This window comes from Hydrocarboniphaga sp. FW305-C-57, from assembly GCF_058783045.1.
In genome coordinates, this window is the sequence record NZ_JBYSYG010000021.1 from 20796 (window position 1) to 38077 (window position 17282).

Consider the following 17282-nt stretch of genomic DNA (forward strand, 5'->3'; position numbering starts at 1 on the left):
AGCGGCGATGCTCGGTGAAGCCGGCAACGCGGTGAAAGGCGTCACCGACACGGTGACGGGAGGGCCGCTCGGCAAGGCGATCGATGCGATCACCGGCGGCCTCACGGGCAGCTCCGGGCCGCCGGCGCCCGAAGGCACCGCGCGCTTCATGGAAGGCGGCGCGATCGACCAGGATGCGCAGGCCAGCGACGTGCAAGCCTCGCCGGGCGAAACGCAGAACACCATCGGTAGCCCCGGCACGATCCAGTTCCTGCACCTGGCTTACGAGCACAAGGATGCGGCGACCAAGTTCGCCGGCGGCGCGACGAGCCGTGGCGTGGCGATGCGCGATGCGCTCGTGCGCGAAGCGGTGCTGCTGTATTCGTTCGCGCAGGGCGGCAAGAAGGTGCTGCAGAAGAACAAGGACAGCAAGAGCTCGGCCGGCGCGATGCTCGCGACCGCGGGCTCCCTGCTCGGCGGCGCCAAGCAGGCCCCGCCCGGGCCGGAAGCCTTCGATTCGGTGCTCGACCTTATCCGCAAGGCGGCCGACCCGATCAACCAGGCGAGCTTCGATTACGAAGCGATCCACAAGGCCGGACTGGAGCTGGCCAAGGCGGCCGATTCGCACAACGAACTGTGCAAGAACGCGACTTCGCCAGAAGGCGCCGGAGGCGGCGGCCTGCCGTCGATTCCGGGACTCGATTCGGTGCTCGGCGGGGCCGGCGTGCCGAAGATCGTCGGCCTGATTCCGAAGTGGCTGTTCAAGCTGCAGGACGTCTATCTGGCCATGTATCGCGAGTCGCGCATCGCCTACGAATGGCCGCTCATGAAGCTCAGTCACGACTATTCGCTCGAGGCGATACGCGGCAACTGGCTGCCGAGCTACGACGTCTGGCGCAAGCGCAACAAAGAGGCCACCGAAGCCGCGCAGAACGTGGACGATCCGAGCGTCGCCGAAAGGCTGCTGCAAAGCGGCAAGGACGCGCTCGACCAGGACGTCGTCACGCTCGGCTCGACGGGCTATGGCGCAACCGATACCGGACCCGGCAAGGACGCGCACAAGGCGCTCGGCGACGCGCAGAACGCGATCAAGGACATTCGCACGAGCGGCGAAGACAAGGCGCAGATGCTCGCGGGCCTCATGAGCACTGCCGAAGACGTGCAGGCCAAGATGCCACCCGAAGCGGTGGCGGCACTCGCCAAGGCGTTCGCGCTGTTCGGTGGCGATGTAGCGAAGGGCGTTAAGCCACTCGGCGACATGATGTCCGATGCGATCGGCAAGTCCCTGTTCGATGGCGCATTGCCGGGCTTCATGAAGGTCTACGTCGGCAAGCTCGGCGAGGCCACGATCGCGGTGCTCGACAAGGTGTATCGCTACACGCACGCCTACGGCACGCCGGACCCTTCGCTCGTGCTCGCGGCGACGCATGATGCGCTCGCGAGCCGCATCGTCGGCCTGATCTTCAGCCTGATTCTCGGCCGCGATCCGCAGGCGGTCGACGCGAGCGACAAGCAGAAGTCCGCGAAATCGGCCGTCACCGACGCCAGCAAGCTCGACTTCGGCTCCGCGTTCGACAACGCCAAGAGCGTGGTCCCGAGCATGGACCAAGCGGCCGACAAGGCGGCCGATCTGGTCACGCAGTTCCTCAAGAGCCAGGGACATCATCTCGACGGCATCATCTTCTTCGTCGCCAAGGATCTCTGCGACGAGCTCATCGCGGCCTGGATGGATGCGAACGCGCGCAACGCCGCGACGATGGAAACCTATCTCGGCCGCTTGCCGATGCTTGCCGCGACGGTGATGCGCAACCTGCTGTTCCCGGTGTTCAACCTCGTCATGGAAGCCTTCGGCATGGGCGACAAGTTCGCCGGCATGGCCTGGAATCCGGTCAAGGACGGCATCGGTCGTGTCACCGCGGTCGCAGAGACCGTGCAGCAGACCAAGAACGACGTGCGCGACACCGGCAACGAAATGGCGGCCGCAGGCAAGCGCGTCGACGATGCGATCGATGCGAAACAGACCGACATCCAGAAAAAGGCTGCGGACCTCGGCAATATGGATTCGACGGTCAGCAGTCTCAGCGATGCCGAGCAGGTCGGACGCGAAAAGAGCGGACAGGCGACCGACCTCGGCAATGCCATCGGCAGCACGCCGAACGATCTGATCAACGCTGCCAAAGGCGAAGACGACGGCGCCGATGCGCCGGCGCCGGAGGAGCCGAAAGGCAGTGGCGTGTTGTCGGCCTCGCGTGAAGACAAGGGGCAGGCTCAGGGCGTGACGTATACGCAGATCAAGACTGCGGGGTTCGAGACGGCGCTCGCGGAGGCGGTGATTCTGGCGGAGCGGACGGGGCCGGCAAAGGCGCCAGCGGCGGGCGGTGCGCCGGCGGCTCCGTCGTTGTCGGATTTGGGGTCGATGTTTTGAGTGGGGTTGATGGGTTGGTTTGGGATGGGGCTTCGCTCGGGGTTTGTTGAGCGCTGAGAGTTTTGGCCTTCCCGGCCGGGGGTTACTTCTCTTTGCTCGTGCAAAGAGAAGTAACCAAGAGAAAGCACGCCCCGAAGTCCGCGCCCGTTCGTCGTTGCACGACGAACGGGTCCCCGACTGAAGCGACGTGCTCGGGGTCGCTTCGACGCGACATCGTGTCGCGGCGAAGCTCAGCCGGACGTCCTGTCCGGCTGACCCGCTGCGCGCGCCGCTTCAGCCGGCGCTGCCAGGGGTTGAACGGCAACAGCTACTCCTGGCTCGCTGCGCCTCGCCGCTGGTTTATTGCTGTCCTCTCTCCCGCGTGCGGGAGAGAGTCCCTGCGAAGCAGGGGAGAGAGGGGTTCTTGCTGTGGATTGAAGCTAAAGCAAAAGCTCCTCACCCGGTCCTGACGGACCACCCTCTCCCGCACGCGGGAGAGGGGACTGCAGGAAGTAGTTGCTTCTGCTTTTGCTGTTCGCCTTTCAACCCCTTGTGACGCACCGAGCAGCGCAGCGCGCGCAGGGGACGGCGGGCAGGGATGCCCGCCGAGTTTCGTCGCGACAAGGATGTCGCGTCGAAACTCCTGCCCCGAGCACGTGAGCAGCGCAGGGGACTTTCGCGTAGCGAAAGTGCGTCACCAGGGCCTGCTTTCTTTGCTTACTTTCTTTGCAGGAGCAAAGAAAGTAAGGCCCGACCGGCGAGGTCAAAAGCCCTCAGCGATCAGCTGAACCCAGAAATTAGTAATAACTCGAACACTCGCTCGCAACGCAAACCCAATCCTAGGGAATCAGATGCGTCGCCTGCCCCGGATCGATCACCGACACCACCCCTGCCCACATGCACATGCAGACCGAGGTGTTGTTGAGTGCCGGGTTGTGCCCGACTAGCACCGTCATCGAACCCGGCATCCACGGCGAATTCGTCATCGGGATGCAAGGCTGCGGTGTCAGCACGCCGAGTGCGGCCGCCGTCGCTGCGGCGACCTGTGGATTGGTCGGCGTGGTACACATGCCGAACGGCATGACGTTGAGCATCGGCTTGTGGTCCATGATCGTCGCCGCCGGTTGATTCGACGACAAGGTCATGGCCATCGGAAGCACCATCAGGCTGCTCGGAGCGGTGCCGAAACTGCATTGCAGCTTGGCGCCGTTGACGACTTGCATGGGCATGACGGTCCTCCGCTTCTGAGCCCCGAAAAAGATCGGATCAGGAGCCTGCGATGATCTCGACGCGGCGGTTCTCGGCGGAGGCCGGGTTTTCCTTGTTCGCGAGTTCGGAGAAGCCCTTGCCGACCGTCTTGAGGCGCTCCGGCGCGACGCCGTTGCTGACCAGGTAAGCCTTCACCGAAGCCGCGCGGCGCTGCGACAGGCCGAGATTGTATTCGGCGGTTCCGCGGCCATCGGTGTGGCCGACGATGGTGAAATGCTGGCCCGAAAGATCGCTCGACGCGAGCGCGGCCGCGAGATTGTTCATGGTTTTCTTCGACGGCCCCGAGATCTGGTCGGAGGCGTAATCGAACTGGATCTGCATCGAGATCGACGGCGGCGCCGAAGGCTCGGCGACGGCCGCGCTGGTGGCCTCGGCCGCGGCGCCCGGACGCAGTGATCGCGTGCGCACGCCTTCGATCGCATCGTCGTCCTTGAGGCCGTTGACGATGTCCTGCACCGACGGCGAAGACTTGCCGAAATCGGTCTGCGCATGCGCGGGAACCAGCACCACGGTGCAGGCCAGCAAGGCGGCGAGAGTGCGATGAGTGTTGATCTCGAACATGACAGCTCCTGTTGCAACCGAAGAGGGATCCGAAGCGAAAGTGCGGTGAGGCGCACGCGGCGCTGATCGTGGCGCTCAGTGTGCGAGCGGGCCCCGCGGTTTTCGATATGCAGGACGATATAGGCCGGCTGCGCGGGTCGGCAGCGGCTCGACTACGCCCTATTGCTTATCGCGCGGAACCGCGGAGTCTCTTAGCGTGTACGCATGCAATATCACCGTCGATTCATGCTCGCCGCCCTGCGTTCGTGCGCCACTGCGCTGCTTTGGCTTTCGCTGTCGCCTCGATCGATCGCGGGGGATCTCTCCGAACTGACTGTCGTGCGCGACGCCGGCGTCGCAGCGAGCGATGAGTTCGTCGAGATGCTCGGCCGCCGGCTCAGCGCTGACGGAAGCCTGCGATCGATGCTGGCTTCCGAATATTCACCTGCGGACGCTGGCGTCGAGCTCGCACAGGCCGATGACGATGCCGCCTTCGACTTTCCGCCGCGCACGCGCAGCCTCGGTAGCGCAACGCCGCCGGCCATCGCGCTTGACGAGACGCAGGCCTTGAAGAAGCGGCCCGGAAAGCGACCCATCATCGTCGCGGTCGGACCCGAGGCACTGCAGGCAGTCATGCGATCGGCGCAGAAGAAGACGGTCGTCGCGGTGCTCGTGAGCAAGGCGGACGTGGAATCGGTTCGATCTACCGACGCCGAGCTCTATGCGGTCGTCACCGATCAGCCGATGCAGCGGCAGCTGCAGCTCATCGAACTCGCGATTCCGAAGCCGCATCGCATCGGCCTGGTGTATCCGCCCGATGCGGAAGCGCAGTATGCGGCGGCGAGCGCGGCGGCCAAGCAGCTCGGCCTTGCAGTCGTCGCCAGGCGCAGCGATACCGCGGCCGATCTGTCTGCCGCGCTCGCGAGCGTGCTGCCGGCCAGCGATGTGCTGTTGCTGCTGTCCGACCCGGTCTCGCTCGCTCCGGGCGTCGCGCAGAGCGTGCTGCGCTCGGCCGCCGCGGCGCGCAAGCCGGTGGTGTCCTCGACCGAGGCGCTCGTGCGCGCAGGCGCGGTGCTCGGCGTCTACACCACGCGCGATCAGTTCGTCGAAGAGGCTGCGGATTCGATCACGCTGCTGCAGCGCGGCGGCAGGCCGCCTGCGATCGCGATGCCGCGCCGCTTCAGCGTCGGCGTCAACTCCACCGTCGCGCAAGCGCTCGCGCTGCAGGTTTCCGATCAGGATGCGCTGCAACGCAGGCTGGCTGCAGCGCCGTGAAATTCTCATTGAGTTCGCTCGACCTGCAGCGGCGAGTCATGCTGCTCGCGGTGATGCCCTGCGTCGCCGCCACGATGTTGCTGACCTCGTACTTCACGGTCGACAAGATCCGCACGCTCGAAGACGGTTTCAGCACCAATGGCGTGGCGACCGCCAAGCGCCTCGCTTCATACAGCGATCTGAGCCTTTACGCGGGGGACATCAGCGCGCTGCGCCGCATCAGCCAGGATGCGATCCGTGAGCCGGGCGTACAGAGCGTCGAGATCAGCAACGGTTCGGGCCTGTTCGTCACCGCGCATCGCAATGGCCTGGCGCCCGAGCAGACACGCAGCTTCTCGGCGATCGTGCGCATACGCCCGACGGGAACCTTCGACGACTGGTCCGTCGACGATGATGACGGCGGTGCCGGTGCGGTCGGCAACGTGCGCGTGGTGATCGACTCGAGCGGGCTCTATCGGCAGGAGCTGCGATCCGCGATCACCGGCCTGCTGATCGGATGCGCCACGCTGGTCGTCGCGATGTGGGGCGCGACGATGCTTGCACGCGGCATCGCCGCGCCGCTCAGGCAGCTCGGCGTGACCGTGGCCGCGATTCGCGCGGGAGACTTGAATGCACGCAGCCGGCTCGACAGCGACGACGAGCTCGGAAGGCTCTCGGCCGGCATCGACGACATGGCCGCCGCACTGGCGGGGCACCGCAGCGAACTCGAGGCACGGGTTCGCGAGGCGCAGCTGCAGGCGCAGCAGCGCTTGAGCCAGGCCGAGCAGGCCAACGCGGCGAAGGCGCGCTTTCTCGCGGCTGCGAGCCATGACCTGCGCCAGCCGCTGCATGCCGTCGGCCTGTTCGTCGGCAAGCTGCGCGAGACCGCAGGCAGCGATCAGCTCGCGCTCGTCGAACGCATCGACGAAGGCCTGAGCGGCATGTCCGGCCTGCTGACGGCCTTGCTCGACATTTCGCGGCTCGATGCCGGCGTCGTCGAGCCGCAGCGCAGCGTGGTGTCGATCGGCAAGCTGTTCGACGATGCCGAGGCCACGCTGAGCTCGCTCGCGATCGAGCGCGAAACGCGCCTGCTGTTCCGTCGTCGCGACCTGCATGTCGACGTCGATCCGGCCTTGTGCGCGCGCATCCTGAGCAACTTCGTCGAGAACGCCTTGCGTTACGCGGCCGGCGGCGCGGTTCTGGTGTCGGCGCAGCGCCACAGCGACAAGGTGCGCGTGCAGGTGCGTGACAACGGCATCGGCATCGCTTCGATGTATCACGAGCGCGTGTTCGAGGAGTTCTTCCAGCTCGACAATCCGGAGCGCGATCGTCGCAAGGGCCTTGGCCTCGGACTCGCGATCTGCGCGCGCGCGGCGCGGTTGCTCGACATCCGGATCGGCGTCGAGTCCGCGATCGGCAAGGGCAGCTGCTTCTACTTCGATCTGCCGGCGGCCGAGCGTCCCGCACCGGTTGCTGCGGCGGCGCCCGTGGTATCCACGGCCAGGGCGCAGGGCAGGGCGCTCGTCGTCGACGACGATCGTGCGATTCGGGACGGCACCATCGGCCTGATCGAGCAATGGGGGCTGACGACCGCGGCCGCAAGCACGGTCGACGAGGCCATCGAGGCACTGATCTCGCAGGGCGCCGCGTTCGATTACCTGCTCTGCGATCTGCAGCTCAGCGAGGTCGACGATGGCTGGCGTGTGATCGAGGCTGCGCGTCGCATCGATGCGCGAACGCGGCTGCTGCTGGTGTCCGGCGACACCTCGGCGGCCACGCTGCGCCGTGCTCGTGAGAACGGTGTGGTTCTGCTGACCAAGCCCGTCACTCCGGCCAAGTTGCGTGCGGCGCTCGGACCCGTGGGCGTTTCGTCGAATGCCGGCGGAACGCTGGCGGCCTGAGGCCGGCGCAGAGGATTCACCGGCACCGGCATTCGCCGCTCGTGCCTGCCGCCCGTCTCACTGGGAGCCAGTTTCCCCGTCGGGCTCGTAATCGACACCAGTGATGATTTATTATTGCGGAAACACCCTGATGCTGGGCTACACTAGCTGCGCAGACGCCTGAGGCAGTGCCGGCTTTCCTCGCCTGGATCGCCCCAAAAAAGACTTTCCAGCGCGTCGAAGAACCAGCCCAGACACGATGCCAGACCCAATGGGCGAGACCAGCGCGGAGCGAGCGAATGAGCAACAAAACCCTGGATTGTTCCGATATCGATCGTTTTCTCGGAAAGCCGATCCAGCCTGGTCGCCTGCGCGAGCCGCTCGGTGGCAACGATATCCGTCGCTGGGTCCAGGCCATGCATTATCCGAACCGCCTGCACTATGACGATGGCTTCGCCGCCGAAGGCCGCTACGGCCGCATCGTCGCTCCGCAGTCGTTCGCGGTGGCCTGCGACGATGGTCACGGAACCGCGCCGGCCTGCGTCGGCCTGATTCCGAATTCGCACCTGATCTTTGGTGGCGACGAGTGGTGGTTCCATGGCCCGAAGATCTTCGCGGGCGACAAGATCACCAATGAGCGCATTCCGCTCGACTACGTGATCAAGGAAACCAAGTTCGCCGGCCCGACCTGCTTTCAGCGCGGCGACAACTTCTACTACAACGACCGCGGCGAGAAGATCGCGACGCAGCGTTCGACCTCCATCCGCTACGGCGCCGAAGCGGCGCGCGAAATGGGCTCGCTGAAGGGCACCGAAGATCCCGAGTGGAGCGACGATCAGCTGCGCGAGCTCGAAGACAAGAAGTTCGAGTGGATCAAGTCGCTGCACGATCTCGGCCACGGCAAGCGTTACTGGGACGATGTAAAGGTCGGCGACAAGCTGCCGACGCGCATCATCGGCGTGCACAGCATCGCGAGCTTCACGACCGAATGGCGCGCCTATCTGTTCACGACCTGGTGCGGCGTGATCCGCCGTACCGATCTCGACATGGCGGCGCTCGGTTTCACCGACGAAATGGCCGGCAAGGAACAGGACCCGGTGCTCGAACTCGAGAATCCGGAGCTCACCGACGGCGCCTACATCGGCCCTTCGCGAGGTCATCTGTTCCCGCGCTGGGCTCGCTTCATCGGCATGCCGCGCGGCTACGGCTACGGCGCGTCGATGGGGGCCTGGATTCTCGACTATCTCAATGGCTGGGCCGGCGAGTGGGGCCAGGTGGTGCATTCCAATTGCGCTTATCGCGGGCCGGCGTTCACGGGCGACATCACGATCATGGATGCGCAGATCATCGACAAGCTCGTCGACGATCAGGGTCGCAACATCGTGCAGGTGGATTTCAAGATGACAAACCAGCTCGGCACGGTCATGTCGACCGCCAAGGCCGAGATCGAACTGCCCAAGCGCTGATCGCCTGACGTCGATTCGAGAGTCCCGAACGAATCGGCTCGTTCGGGGCTTTTTCATGCGTTCGCGTCAGAAGCCCGCCGAGCAGCTGTTCTTCTTCTGCGTGTCGACGCAGGAACTCAGGTTCGGCTTCACGCGCAGCAGCGACCAGTCCTGGGCGAGCGAGTCCGCGCCGCCGACGCTGACCGCATCGCCGAGCGAACTCGCGCAGATCGCGGTGACCACGCTCAGGTTGTTGCCGTACAGATCGGTCTCGGGCAGGTTGATGACTTCGGCGACCGACGGCAGCACCACGACCGGCGCGACCCTGTAGCTCGTGAAATTCGCGTCCGCTTGCACCAGGCGGTAGTTCTGCGAATCGAGTCCGGAGCCCGTGATCGCGTACGCTCCCGGCCCCGAAGACGCGCTCGCTTGCGTCGAGAACGTGAGCTCGCCGGTGGTGGCGGTGCCGAGCGTATCGCCGTTGCGGAAGCCGACCACCGTTCCCGACAGCGCCGGAACCGGTCCGCCGACGAAGCTCGAGGCCTCGTTGGCGACGTAGGTCAGCAAGGCCTGCACGATGGTCAGCGCGCTCGCATTGCCCGCGGCCTGCGTGAACGTGTAGTTGCCGGCCGAAAGCCCGCCACCGTTGATCGCGTAACTGCCGACGTTGGAGGCGGCGGTCGCACTGGTGGTCCAGCTCAAGCTGCCCGTGGTCGCGGATGCCAGGGTGTCGCCGTTGCGGAAGCCGGTGACGGTACCGCCGAGCAGCGGATTATCGAGCCCGTATTCGCGGCTCACCGCGTTGGCGACGTAGCTCAGCAGGGCCGGCGTGATCGCCAGCGCGCTTGCATTGCCCGCAGCCTGCGTGAACGTGTAGTTGCCGGCCGACAGGCCAGTACCGCTGATCGCGTAGCTGCCGACGTTGGAGGCGGTGGTCGCACTGGTGGTCCAGCTCAAGCTGCCCGTGGTCGCGGACGCCAGGGTGTCACCGTTGCGGAAGCCGGTGACGGTGCCGCCGAGCAGCGGATTGTCGAGCCCGTATTCGCGGCTCACCGCGTTGGCGACGTAGCTCAGCAGGGCCGGCGTGATGGTCAGCGCGCTCGCGTTGCCGGCGGCCTGCGTGAACACGTAGTTGCCGGCCGAAAGCCCGCCGCCGTTGATCGCGTAGCTGCCGACATTGGCGCCGGCTCCGGCCGGGCTCGTGAACGCAAGCGCACCGTTAGTGGCGCTCGCGAGCGTGTCGCCGTTGCGAAAGCCCATGACGCTACCCGTGAATACCGGGTTCGCCAGTCCGTACTCGCGCGAGTACGGATCGGCGACGTAGGTCAGCGTGGCCGGGATGATCGCCAGTACGCCCGGGCTCACGGCGAGCGCATAGCCCTGGTTCGATGCGAAGCCGCTGATGATCGAGTAGTCGCCGACGTTGCTCGCGATCGTGGCCGAGGTGGTCGGGCCTCCGCTCAGCGCGCTGGCCTCGGTGTCTCCATTGACGAGCCCGTCGATGCTGTACGTGAAGCCCGGATTGGCGAGGCCGTACTCGCGCGTCGCGTTGCCGATGACGATGGTCAGTGTCGGCTGATAGGCGTAGACGTAGGTGACTCCGCTGGTCGCCGAGCTTGCGCCGCAGCTGCCGTAGGCGCAGTTGTAGAGATTGCCGCCGACGAGGCCGCCACGGGTCTCGCCTTCGAAATGCGAGGCCCAGATGCGTGCGGAGCCGGTCGGAGTCAGGCTCGCGGCGCCTGCGTTGTTGAAGATGCCCGCGGTCACGAGATCGATCTGCGCGCCGCTGACGTTACCGTTGAGGATCAGGTCGCCGAGCAGGTTCTGCACGAACACGTTTCCGCCCGCGCTGATGCCGTCCGCGCTCAGCGCGCTCAGCGCGCTCGGCGAATTGCTGCCGGCGTCGAAGCCGTTCGCGCCGACCGAGCCGATGCCGACCGAGTTCGCATTGACGTAGACGAAGTCGCCCGCCGCGGAGCCGGCGAGTGTGTTCGGCTGGATCTGATTCGTCGTGCTGTCGAGGCGCACCGAGCCGCCCGATGAAATCGCCAGCAGCGAATGTGCGGTGATGCCACCCGCGGTCTGCACGATGTCGCCTGCGCTCGCGAGCGCGAGCACGTTGTCGCCGAGATCGACGACCGCATCGAGGCTGATGCCGCCGGTGGTGTTCTGCAGCGTGAGATTGCGGTTGAGCTCGACATCGTCCGCGACCGTGATCGAGCCGGCGTGCGCATTCGATCCGATCACGATGTTCGGCGCGTCGAGCCGTGCGAGCAGGGCATTGTCGATCGTGAAGCCGCCGTCGCCATTGATCACGATGTTCCGCCCGGTGGCGTCGTAGCGATCGCCATCCGAATCGACCCCGCCTGGGCGCAGGTTGATCGTCGAGGCCGAGCGGATCGTGGTTTCCGGAGCGAACTCGAACGAGCTGCCACCATCGGCGAGCAGAGCGATGGCGGTATCGCTCTGCAGCACCACGTCGGCTTCCGTCGTAATGCCGACGCCGTCGGCTCCGGAAGTTCCGCGCAGCACCACGCCGCCGCCACCGATGACCAGCGTCTGCTGCCCCTTGCCGAGCATGTAGACGCCGAGCGTCTGGCTGTTGCCGGCGATGTCGACCCGTCCGTTCTGGCTGATGACCTGGCTGTCCTCGATCGAAACGCCGTAGCCGTCGTTGCCGCCGACGCCGGTGATCGTGATGTTGCCATCGACGCCGTGAATGCGGCTCGTTCTGCCTTCGCCGTCGTAGCCGATGGCGACGCCGGGCGGGGTGTCGGCGGTCGCGAGATCATTGACCCGCCCGCTGATGCGAATCTCGCCGCTCGACGCGAGCAGATCGCTGCCGGCGATGCGCGTTCCCGCGTCGGCGCCTTGGCCGCTCAGGATGATGTCGCCGCTGGCGTTCGCATCGCTCTGGCCGATGCGCGTATCGAGCGTGCTCGTGACGATGTCGAGCGCCTCAGTGTTGCTGTCGACGCTCGTCAGGTTGACGCTGCCGCCGTTGGTGATGATCTGCGCCTCGTTGATCAGCACGGACGACTGCGCGTTGACAGTCAGGTCGATCGCCCCGAGATCGGCGACGAGCGACCACGGCGACGGATCGCCGTCGTCGTTGACGCCGCCGAAGAAGGCGCGCGCCGCATCGAAGTTCAGGCTCACCGCGTCGCCGTCGACCGTGCGCTGCAAGGCCACGTCCTGATCGATGTTGATCTGACCTTCGCGGCTGATGATGTCGATGCGGCTCGCGCTGTCGAGCGCCGTGTTGATCGAGCCGTCGAGCACGTAGGAATTGCCATCACCGTACTCGACGTTGTTGGTCGCGGCCGAGGTGACGATGACGCTCTGGCGCGAATCGATCGTCAGCGTTCCGTTGGCCGCGCCATTACCGGAGACGTCGATCGCCGGGACCGGTGGCAATGCGACTGCGACCGGTGAGCGCGAGATGTGGATGACGTTGCCTTCGATCGTGATGTCGCCGCCCGCGACGCCGGCCTCGCCGGCCGAGGCATCGAGCCGGCCGTGCACGTCGACACCGCCTTCCTCACCACCGGACAGGATGATGCGGCCCTCGCGGCTCTCGAGCGAACGCGCGCGCACGAGGCCGCTCTGGTTGACGACCTGCTCGAAGTAGTCGGTCTGGCCGATCGCACGCATGACCACCTGTCCGCCATCGGCCTGCAGCGAACCGGTGTTCGAGACCGTGGCGGTGGTGAACAGGAAGGCGCCGTCGACGCTGAGCTGCGTGAGCCCGTCGCCCTCGAAATCGAGCGTGACGTTGCGCGCGCCGCCCATCGCGACGGTACCACCGTCGGCGGTGATGCTGCCTGCGTTGGAGGCGTTGCCGATCAGCGCGGCGGTGCCGCCGCCGTTGACGACGATGTCGCCGCGATTGGTCACGTCGCGCGTGCTCTCGTCGTCGACCGCGACGAAACGAAAGCTTCCGCTCTCGACACCGGCGTTGAAATCGGCATTGCTGATATCGAGCGTGGACGCGACCAGTCCGCCGACGTTGACGCTGGACCCCGGTGCGAACAGCACGCCTGCGGTATTGACCAGAAAGACACGCCCGTTGGCGGTCAGGCTGCCGGAGATCGTCGAAGGATCACCGCCCGCGAGCACGCGATTGAGCGTGACCGAATTGGCGCCGAGCGCCTGGATGAAGTCGACGCTGTAGCCGGCGTCGATCGAGAAGCCGGCCCAGTCGATGATCGCGCCGCGCGTGGACTGGTTGATCGTCATCGCATTGCCGGCCTGGTTGATCGTCGCCCCGCCGCTGACGACGGTGCCGCCGTTGGGCAGCGGATCGGCGTGCAGGGCCGGAGAGGCGAACATCGCGATCGCCGTCGCGAGCGCGGTGCGGCGTGGTGTGAACAGCGAATGCGTGTGCGAACGACGGACGATCGGGCGCGGAGCTTGGTGGCGTGCGGACATGGATTCAGACCTCGCGGCTTCTCGGATCGTCAAAAGGATTTCTGCAACTGGAACAGCCAGCGCGGTTCATGGTCGCTGCCTTCGGCGAGCGGAGGCTCGCCCTTGTCGCGCCAGGCCACCGAGGTGGTGATGAAGAAGTTGCCGATCTGCGACCAGGTCAGGCCGACGCCGTAGCCGCTGATGGTGCGGCCGCCGTCGTTTGCGCCGGGCACTCGCTCGGCGACTTCGCCATGGCCGAGGTCGTAATACGGAAACAGCGTGAACTGGCGCGTGAGGCCGATGCGCCATTCGAGGTTCGCGACGATGCCGGTATCGGCGAGCAGCTCGCTGTTGGCGTAAGCGCGCACGGTGCCCGCGCCACCGATGTTGAGCTGCTCGGCCGGATCGAGGTTCTTGTTGGCGACCTGTCCGGCGACGCCGAAGAACAGGTTGTTGCGCGCGAACAGGTACTGCAGGCGACTGAGCTGGAAATTGAGCTTGAGGTAGTTGCCTTCGGTGTGGCGACCGAAGGCGCTTTGATCGAAATAGCGCGTGATGTCGTCTTCGATCGTCAGCCGGCCCCAGGTCGCCGATATCGCATGGCTGTTGAAGCCGCCGCCGCCCCAGGCGTCGCGCGCTTCGTAGTTGGTGGCGGCCGAGACGTTGATCAAATGCTTGCGGCTTTCGAGGCCGACGAGCTTGATGTCGTCGTTGAGCGACTTGTATTCGACGTTGAGACGCAGCAGCGCGTTTTCATTGCGCGAGCGGTGGATCGGATAGGTGGCGAACAGGTTCGCCACATCGGCCTTGCCCTCGGCGTCGAGCACCGAATACTGGCCGCCGAGATCGTATTGCACATGGGCGATGCCGGCGCCGGCGCGCCAGCCGTCGTAGCCGACCGGAAGCTCGTAGGCAACGCGTCCGAAGGCCAGTGAGGCATCGCTCGAGGCTTGCACGCGCAGGTCGAGATTGTCTCCGTTGCCGCTCGGGCTGCCCCAGCGCGCGGTGAGGCCGGCGCGTTCGCGTCCGGTGGCCTTGGTGCCGTCGTTGTCCGCATCGACCGCGACCTGCCAGCGCTTCTTGGCGCTGATTTCGACCTTGATGTCGGTGGTGCCCGATTCGCTGCCTTCTTCGAGCGTCGCGTTCGCGCGCACGCCGGGCAGGTCCGAGATCAGCAGCATCGTGCGTTCGTAGGTGCGGTTGTTGAGCACACTTTGAGAACGTAGCGGCTCGAGCATGGCCTGTATGCGCGACTCACTGACCGGCGCGTCTTCGGCGATGCGCAGGTTGACCCTGCCGATGCGGCCTTCGGTGACGTGGATTTCGAGGATGCCGCTCGACAAGTCCTGCACCGGCAAGGCGGCTCGCGCGAGGAAGTACGCGTTCTTGCGGTAGTAGCGCGTGACCTTCTCGGCCATCGCCTGCAGGTCATCGAAGCTCAGCGGCTTGTTGAACTGGTCGTGCAGCAGCCAGCGCAGGGCACGCGGATTCACCGCAGTGACGCCGACGAAGCGCACGTCCTGAATCACCACGCGCGTCGGTCCGGCGACGCTCGCGGTCGGATCGCCCGCATTCATCGGCCCCTGTGACGATGGCTCCTGCGCCGACGCGGGTGCGATCACCGCCAAGCCGCCGACGCCCGCGGCGATGAGGATCAAAGTGCGCGAAACCTTCATTGCTTCACCGTCAGGCGCCAGTTGCCGATCAGGTTGAACGGAGCCCAGAAGAACGGATGGGCCATCTTGGGATTGCGCAGCACCGCGAGCTGGGCCTGCTGCATGGAGCCTTGCAGGTCGGTGCCCTGTGCGAGTTCGCGATACAGCGTGGACATGAGGATCTCGGCCGCATCGTCCGAGACCGGCCACAGCGAGGCGATCAGGCTCGAGCTTCCGGCCGACAGGAAAGAGCGCGTGAATCCCAGCGTTTCATCACCGCTGGCGATGCGCCCGAGTCCGGATTCGCAGGCCGACAGCGTGACGATGTCGGCATCGCCGAGCTTGAGGTTGAGCACCTCGTGCGCTTCGAGAAAGCTCTGCCTGCCGCGTTCGTTGGCGAGCAGGATGCGCGAGTACAGCGGGTCGACCGTATCGGCCATCGCATGCGCGGCGACGTGGACGATGCCCGCGCCCGCCGTGGCCTCGCGAAAGCGCGTCTTGGTCGCGTCGGCGCGCAGATAGATGGCCTTATCGTCGAAGTAGGACGACACCGTTCTGACTTCGCCTTCGGAGCCCGGCAGGTCGAACTTGGCTTCGATCAGCGGATTGCCGAAGGCGACGAGCTTGTGGCGCGCATGCGGCGGACGCTGTGCGAGCTGGCTGGCGATCGTGCTCGACGGGGCGATCGAGAGCTTGTTGCGCTCGATCAGGTATTGGCCGTCGAGTCGCAAGGCCTGGAACGGCAGATAGTGCAGGGGGCCGTGCGGCACGATCAGCAGGCGCGTGCCGGGCTCGATTGCGAGCGGCTTGAGCAGCAACTGGCCGATCTGCTCGGCGCCGGAAACCGCCGACTTCTTGCCGTTGATTATGGAGCTGCGGAACGCATCGACGACCTGCACGAGATCACTACGCGAGAGCGGCAGGCGTGTCGATCTGACCTCGGTCGGGCTCACGCTCCAGGCCACGAGCTCGCCGGACAGCGCATGGAATTCGAGCACGCGCTCGTCGGGCTTCAGCAGGGCCTGCAGCGATTGGATATCGACCGTGTTCTGCGCGTCGGCGAGCTCGGCGCGGCCGCGCACCGCATCGAGCAGCGCGCGCGAGCGGCTGCGCTCGGACAGCTCGAACGCGCGCTGGTTGTTGCCGAGATCGAGCTGCAGGGCGATGGCGTTCTCGAACACGTTCTGCACATCCGAGAACAGGCCCATCCGGATCTCCTCGCTGCGGAACTCGGCGCGCACGCGATCGGCTTCGGTCGCCGCGAGATCCCAGGCGCTCGCGGCTTCGCTGCGATTGCCGAGCGCGAGACGGTTGCGCGCGATGCCGTCCTGAGCCCATAGCCGCAGATAGGCCGGATCGCCGCCGTCCTTCATGCCTGCGAGCTGCTCGTAGACCGCGATCGCTTCCTGCGGTTTTTTCTCGGCGGTCAGCAGGCGTGCCTGCGTGCGCAGCAGCTGGTTGCGCAGCGTCGGGTCCTGTTGCGCAGGCACCTCGGCGTAGACGCTGCGCGCGCGCGCCAGATCGCCGGCATCGACGAGCGCATTCGCGAGCGAGGTCTTGACGAGCGGACGGAAGCGATCGGAACTCGTGCGATCGGCTTGCTCGAAGCTCGCGATGGCCTTGTCGTAATCGCCGCGGCGCGTATAGACGTCGCCGAGAATCTTGTGCGAAGGCCCGATGACGACCTGCGGATCCTTGGGTTTGTGCTTGAGCGCTTCGAGTGCGAAGCGCTCGGCCTGATCGAGATTGCCGCTGTAGCTGTAGGCGATGGCGAGATCGCGGCTCGCGAGCGCCATGAGGTCTTCGTTGTCGGTGGCACGGGCTACATGCAAGGCCTTGCTCGCCGCACGAATGCTCAGGCGAAACTCGCCGCGCTCCGACAACGCGACCGATTGTCCGCAGTAGGCGTAACCATCCTGCTTCACGGGTTCGGCATCGTAGAGCAGGGCGCCTTCGGCCGCGATGCCTTCGAGGCTGTCGGCCTCGGACTGGCGTTCGAGTGCGGCTTCGACGGGTTGCTGCTGCGCGCCTTCAGCCGCTGCGAAGGCGCTGTGCGTCGAGAGTGCCTGAGCGAACAGCGCTGCGGTCAGCAGCCTGGGCCAGCGCGGTCGGCTTGGGCATGTTTTTTTGTGGTGAGCGAGGGTCATGGCGGCTCGAGCGTGAGGCCGCGATCGATGCGGCTGACCCGGTGCAGAGTAGGTGTGGCGTGGGGGATCGCCCATTTGTCGGAATGGGTAGGCCGTTTGGGGTGGTGGGGTTATGTCCGGTTGGGTGGGTGGAATGCGTTCTTTGTTTGTTGGTTGCTGCTGTTTCAGTTGTGAGCTGAGGATTTTTGGCCTTCCCGGCCGGGGCTTACTTTCTTTGCTCGTGCCAGTACTGTCCGGGGAAAGTGGTCTGTCCTGTTTTCAAGTCATTGATTGAATTGTTCTGATGGCTGTTTCGGGGC

General features: G+C 65.7%; 9 protein-coding genes. 4 read left to right on the forward strand and 5 right to left on the reverse strand.

Annotation, left to right across the window (positions count from 1 at the left end):
• Positions 1-7: 7 nt before the first annotated feature.
• Positions 8-2404, forward strand: coding sequence for a hypothetical protein (locus AC3WUM_RS24790; RefSeq protein ID WP_492413971.1), 2397 nt, complete (start codon positions 8-10; stop codon positions 2402-2404).
• Positions 2405-3222: 818 nt separating this feature from the next.
• Here the strand turns inward: AC3WUM_RS24790 and AC3WUM_RS24795 are convergent.
• On the reverse strand, positions 3223-3612 hold the full coding sequence (locus tag AC3WUM_RS24795; RefSeq protein ID WP_492413972.1) for a DUF4280 domain-containing protein: 390 nt from the start codon (positions 3610-3612) through the stop codon (positions 3223-3225).
• Between the two features lie 37 nt (positions 3613-3649).
• Positions 3650-4213 carry an OmpA family protein gene (locus AC3WUM_RS24800; protein ID WP_492413973.1) on the reverse strand — a complete coding sequence of 188 codons (564 nt, stop codon included), beginning with the start codon at positions 4211-4213 and terminating at the stop codon, positions 3650-3652.
• 204 nt (positions 4214-4417) lie between these two features.
• Here AC3WUM_RS24800 and AC3WUM_RS24805 point away from each other — a divergent pair, with 204 nt between their 5' ends.
• The 3 genes from AC3WUM_RS24805 to AC3WUM_RS24815 all read left to right on the forward strand — a co-directional run bounded on the left by AC3WUM_RS24805 (position 4418) and on the right by AC3WUM_RS24815 (position 8792).
• A complete protein-coding gene (locus tag AC3WUM_RS24805; RefSeq protein ID WP_492413975.1) occupies positions 4418-5467 on the forward strand; it encodes an ABC transporter substrate binding protein in 1050 nt (349 codons plus the stop codon).
• On the forward strand, positions 5464-7347 hold the full coding sequence (locus tag AC3WUM_RS24810; RefSeq protein WP_492413977.1) for an ATP-binding response regulator: 1884 nt from the start codon (positions 5464-5466) through the stop codon (positions 7345-7347). The genes AC3WUM_RS24805 and AC3WUM_RS24810 overlap by 4 nt, the downstream gene beginning before the upstream one ends.
• Positions 7348-7625: 278 nt before the next feature.
• Positions 7626-8792: an FAS1-like dehydratase domain-containing protein gene (locus AC3WUM_RS24815; protein ID WP_492413979.1), complete on the forward strand. Its 1167-nt coding sequence runs from the start codon at positions 7626-7628 to the stop codon at positions 8790-8792.
• Between the two features lie 66 nt (positions 8793-8858).
• On the opposite strand, the gene AC3WUM_RS24820 is transcribed toward AC3WUM_RS24815, so the two are convergent.
• From AC3WUM_RS24820 to AC3WUM_RS24830, 3 genes are read right to left on the reverse strand one after another with little or no spacing between them, the layout of a single operon-like run.
• Positions 8859-13202 carry a beta strand repeat-containing protein gene (locus AC3WUM_RS24820; RefSeq protein WP_492413980.1) on the reverse strand — a complete coding sequence of 1448 codons (4344 nt, stop codon included), beginning with the start codon at positions 13200-13202 and terminating at the stop codon, positions 8859-8861.
• Positions 13203-13231: 29 nt separating this feature from the next.
• Positions 13232-14857 (reverse strand): ShlB/FhaC/HecB family hemolysin secretion/activation protein, encoded by a 1626-nt coding sequence (locus tag AC3WUM_RS24825; protein ID WP_492413982.1) that lies wholly within the window; start codon positions 14855-14857, stop codon positions 13232-13234.
• A complete protein-coding gene (locus tag AC3WUM_RS24830; protein WP_492413984.1) occupies positions 14854-16983 on the reverse strand; it encodes a CHAT domain-containing protein in 2130 nt (709 codons plus the stop codon). The genes AC3WUM_RS24825 and AC3WUM_RS24830 overlap by 4 nt, the downstream gene beginning before the upstream one ends.
• Positions 16984-17282: the final 299 nt, after the last annotated feature.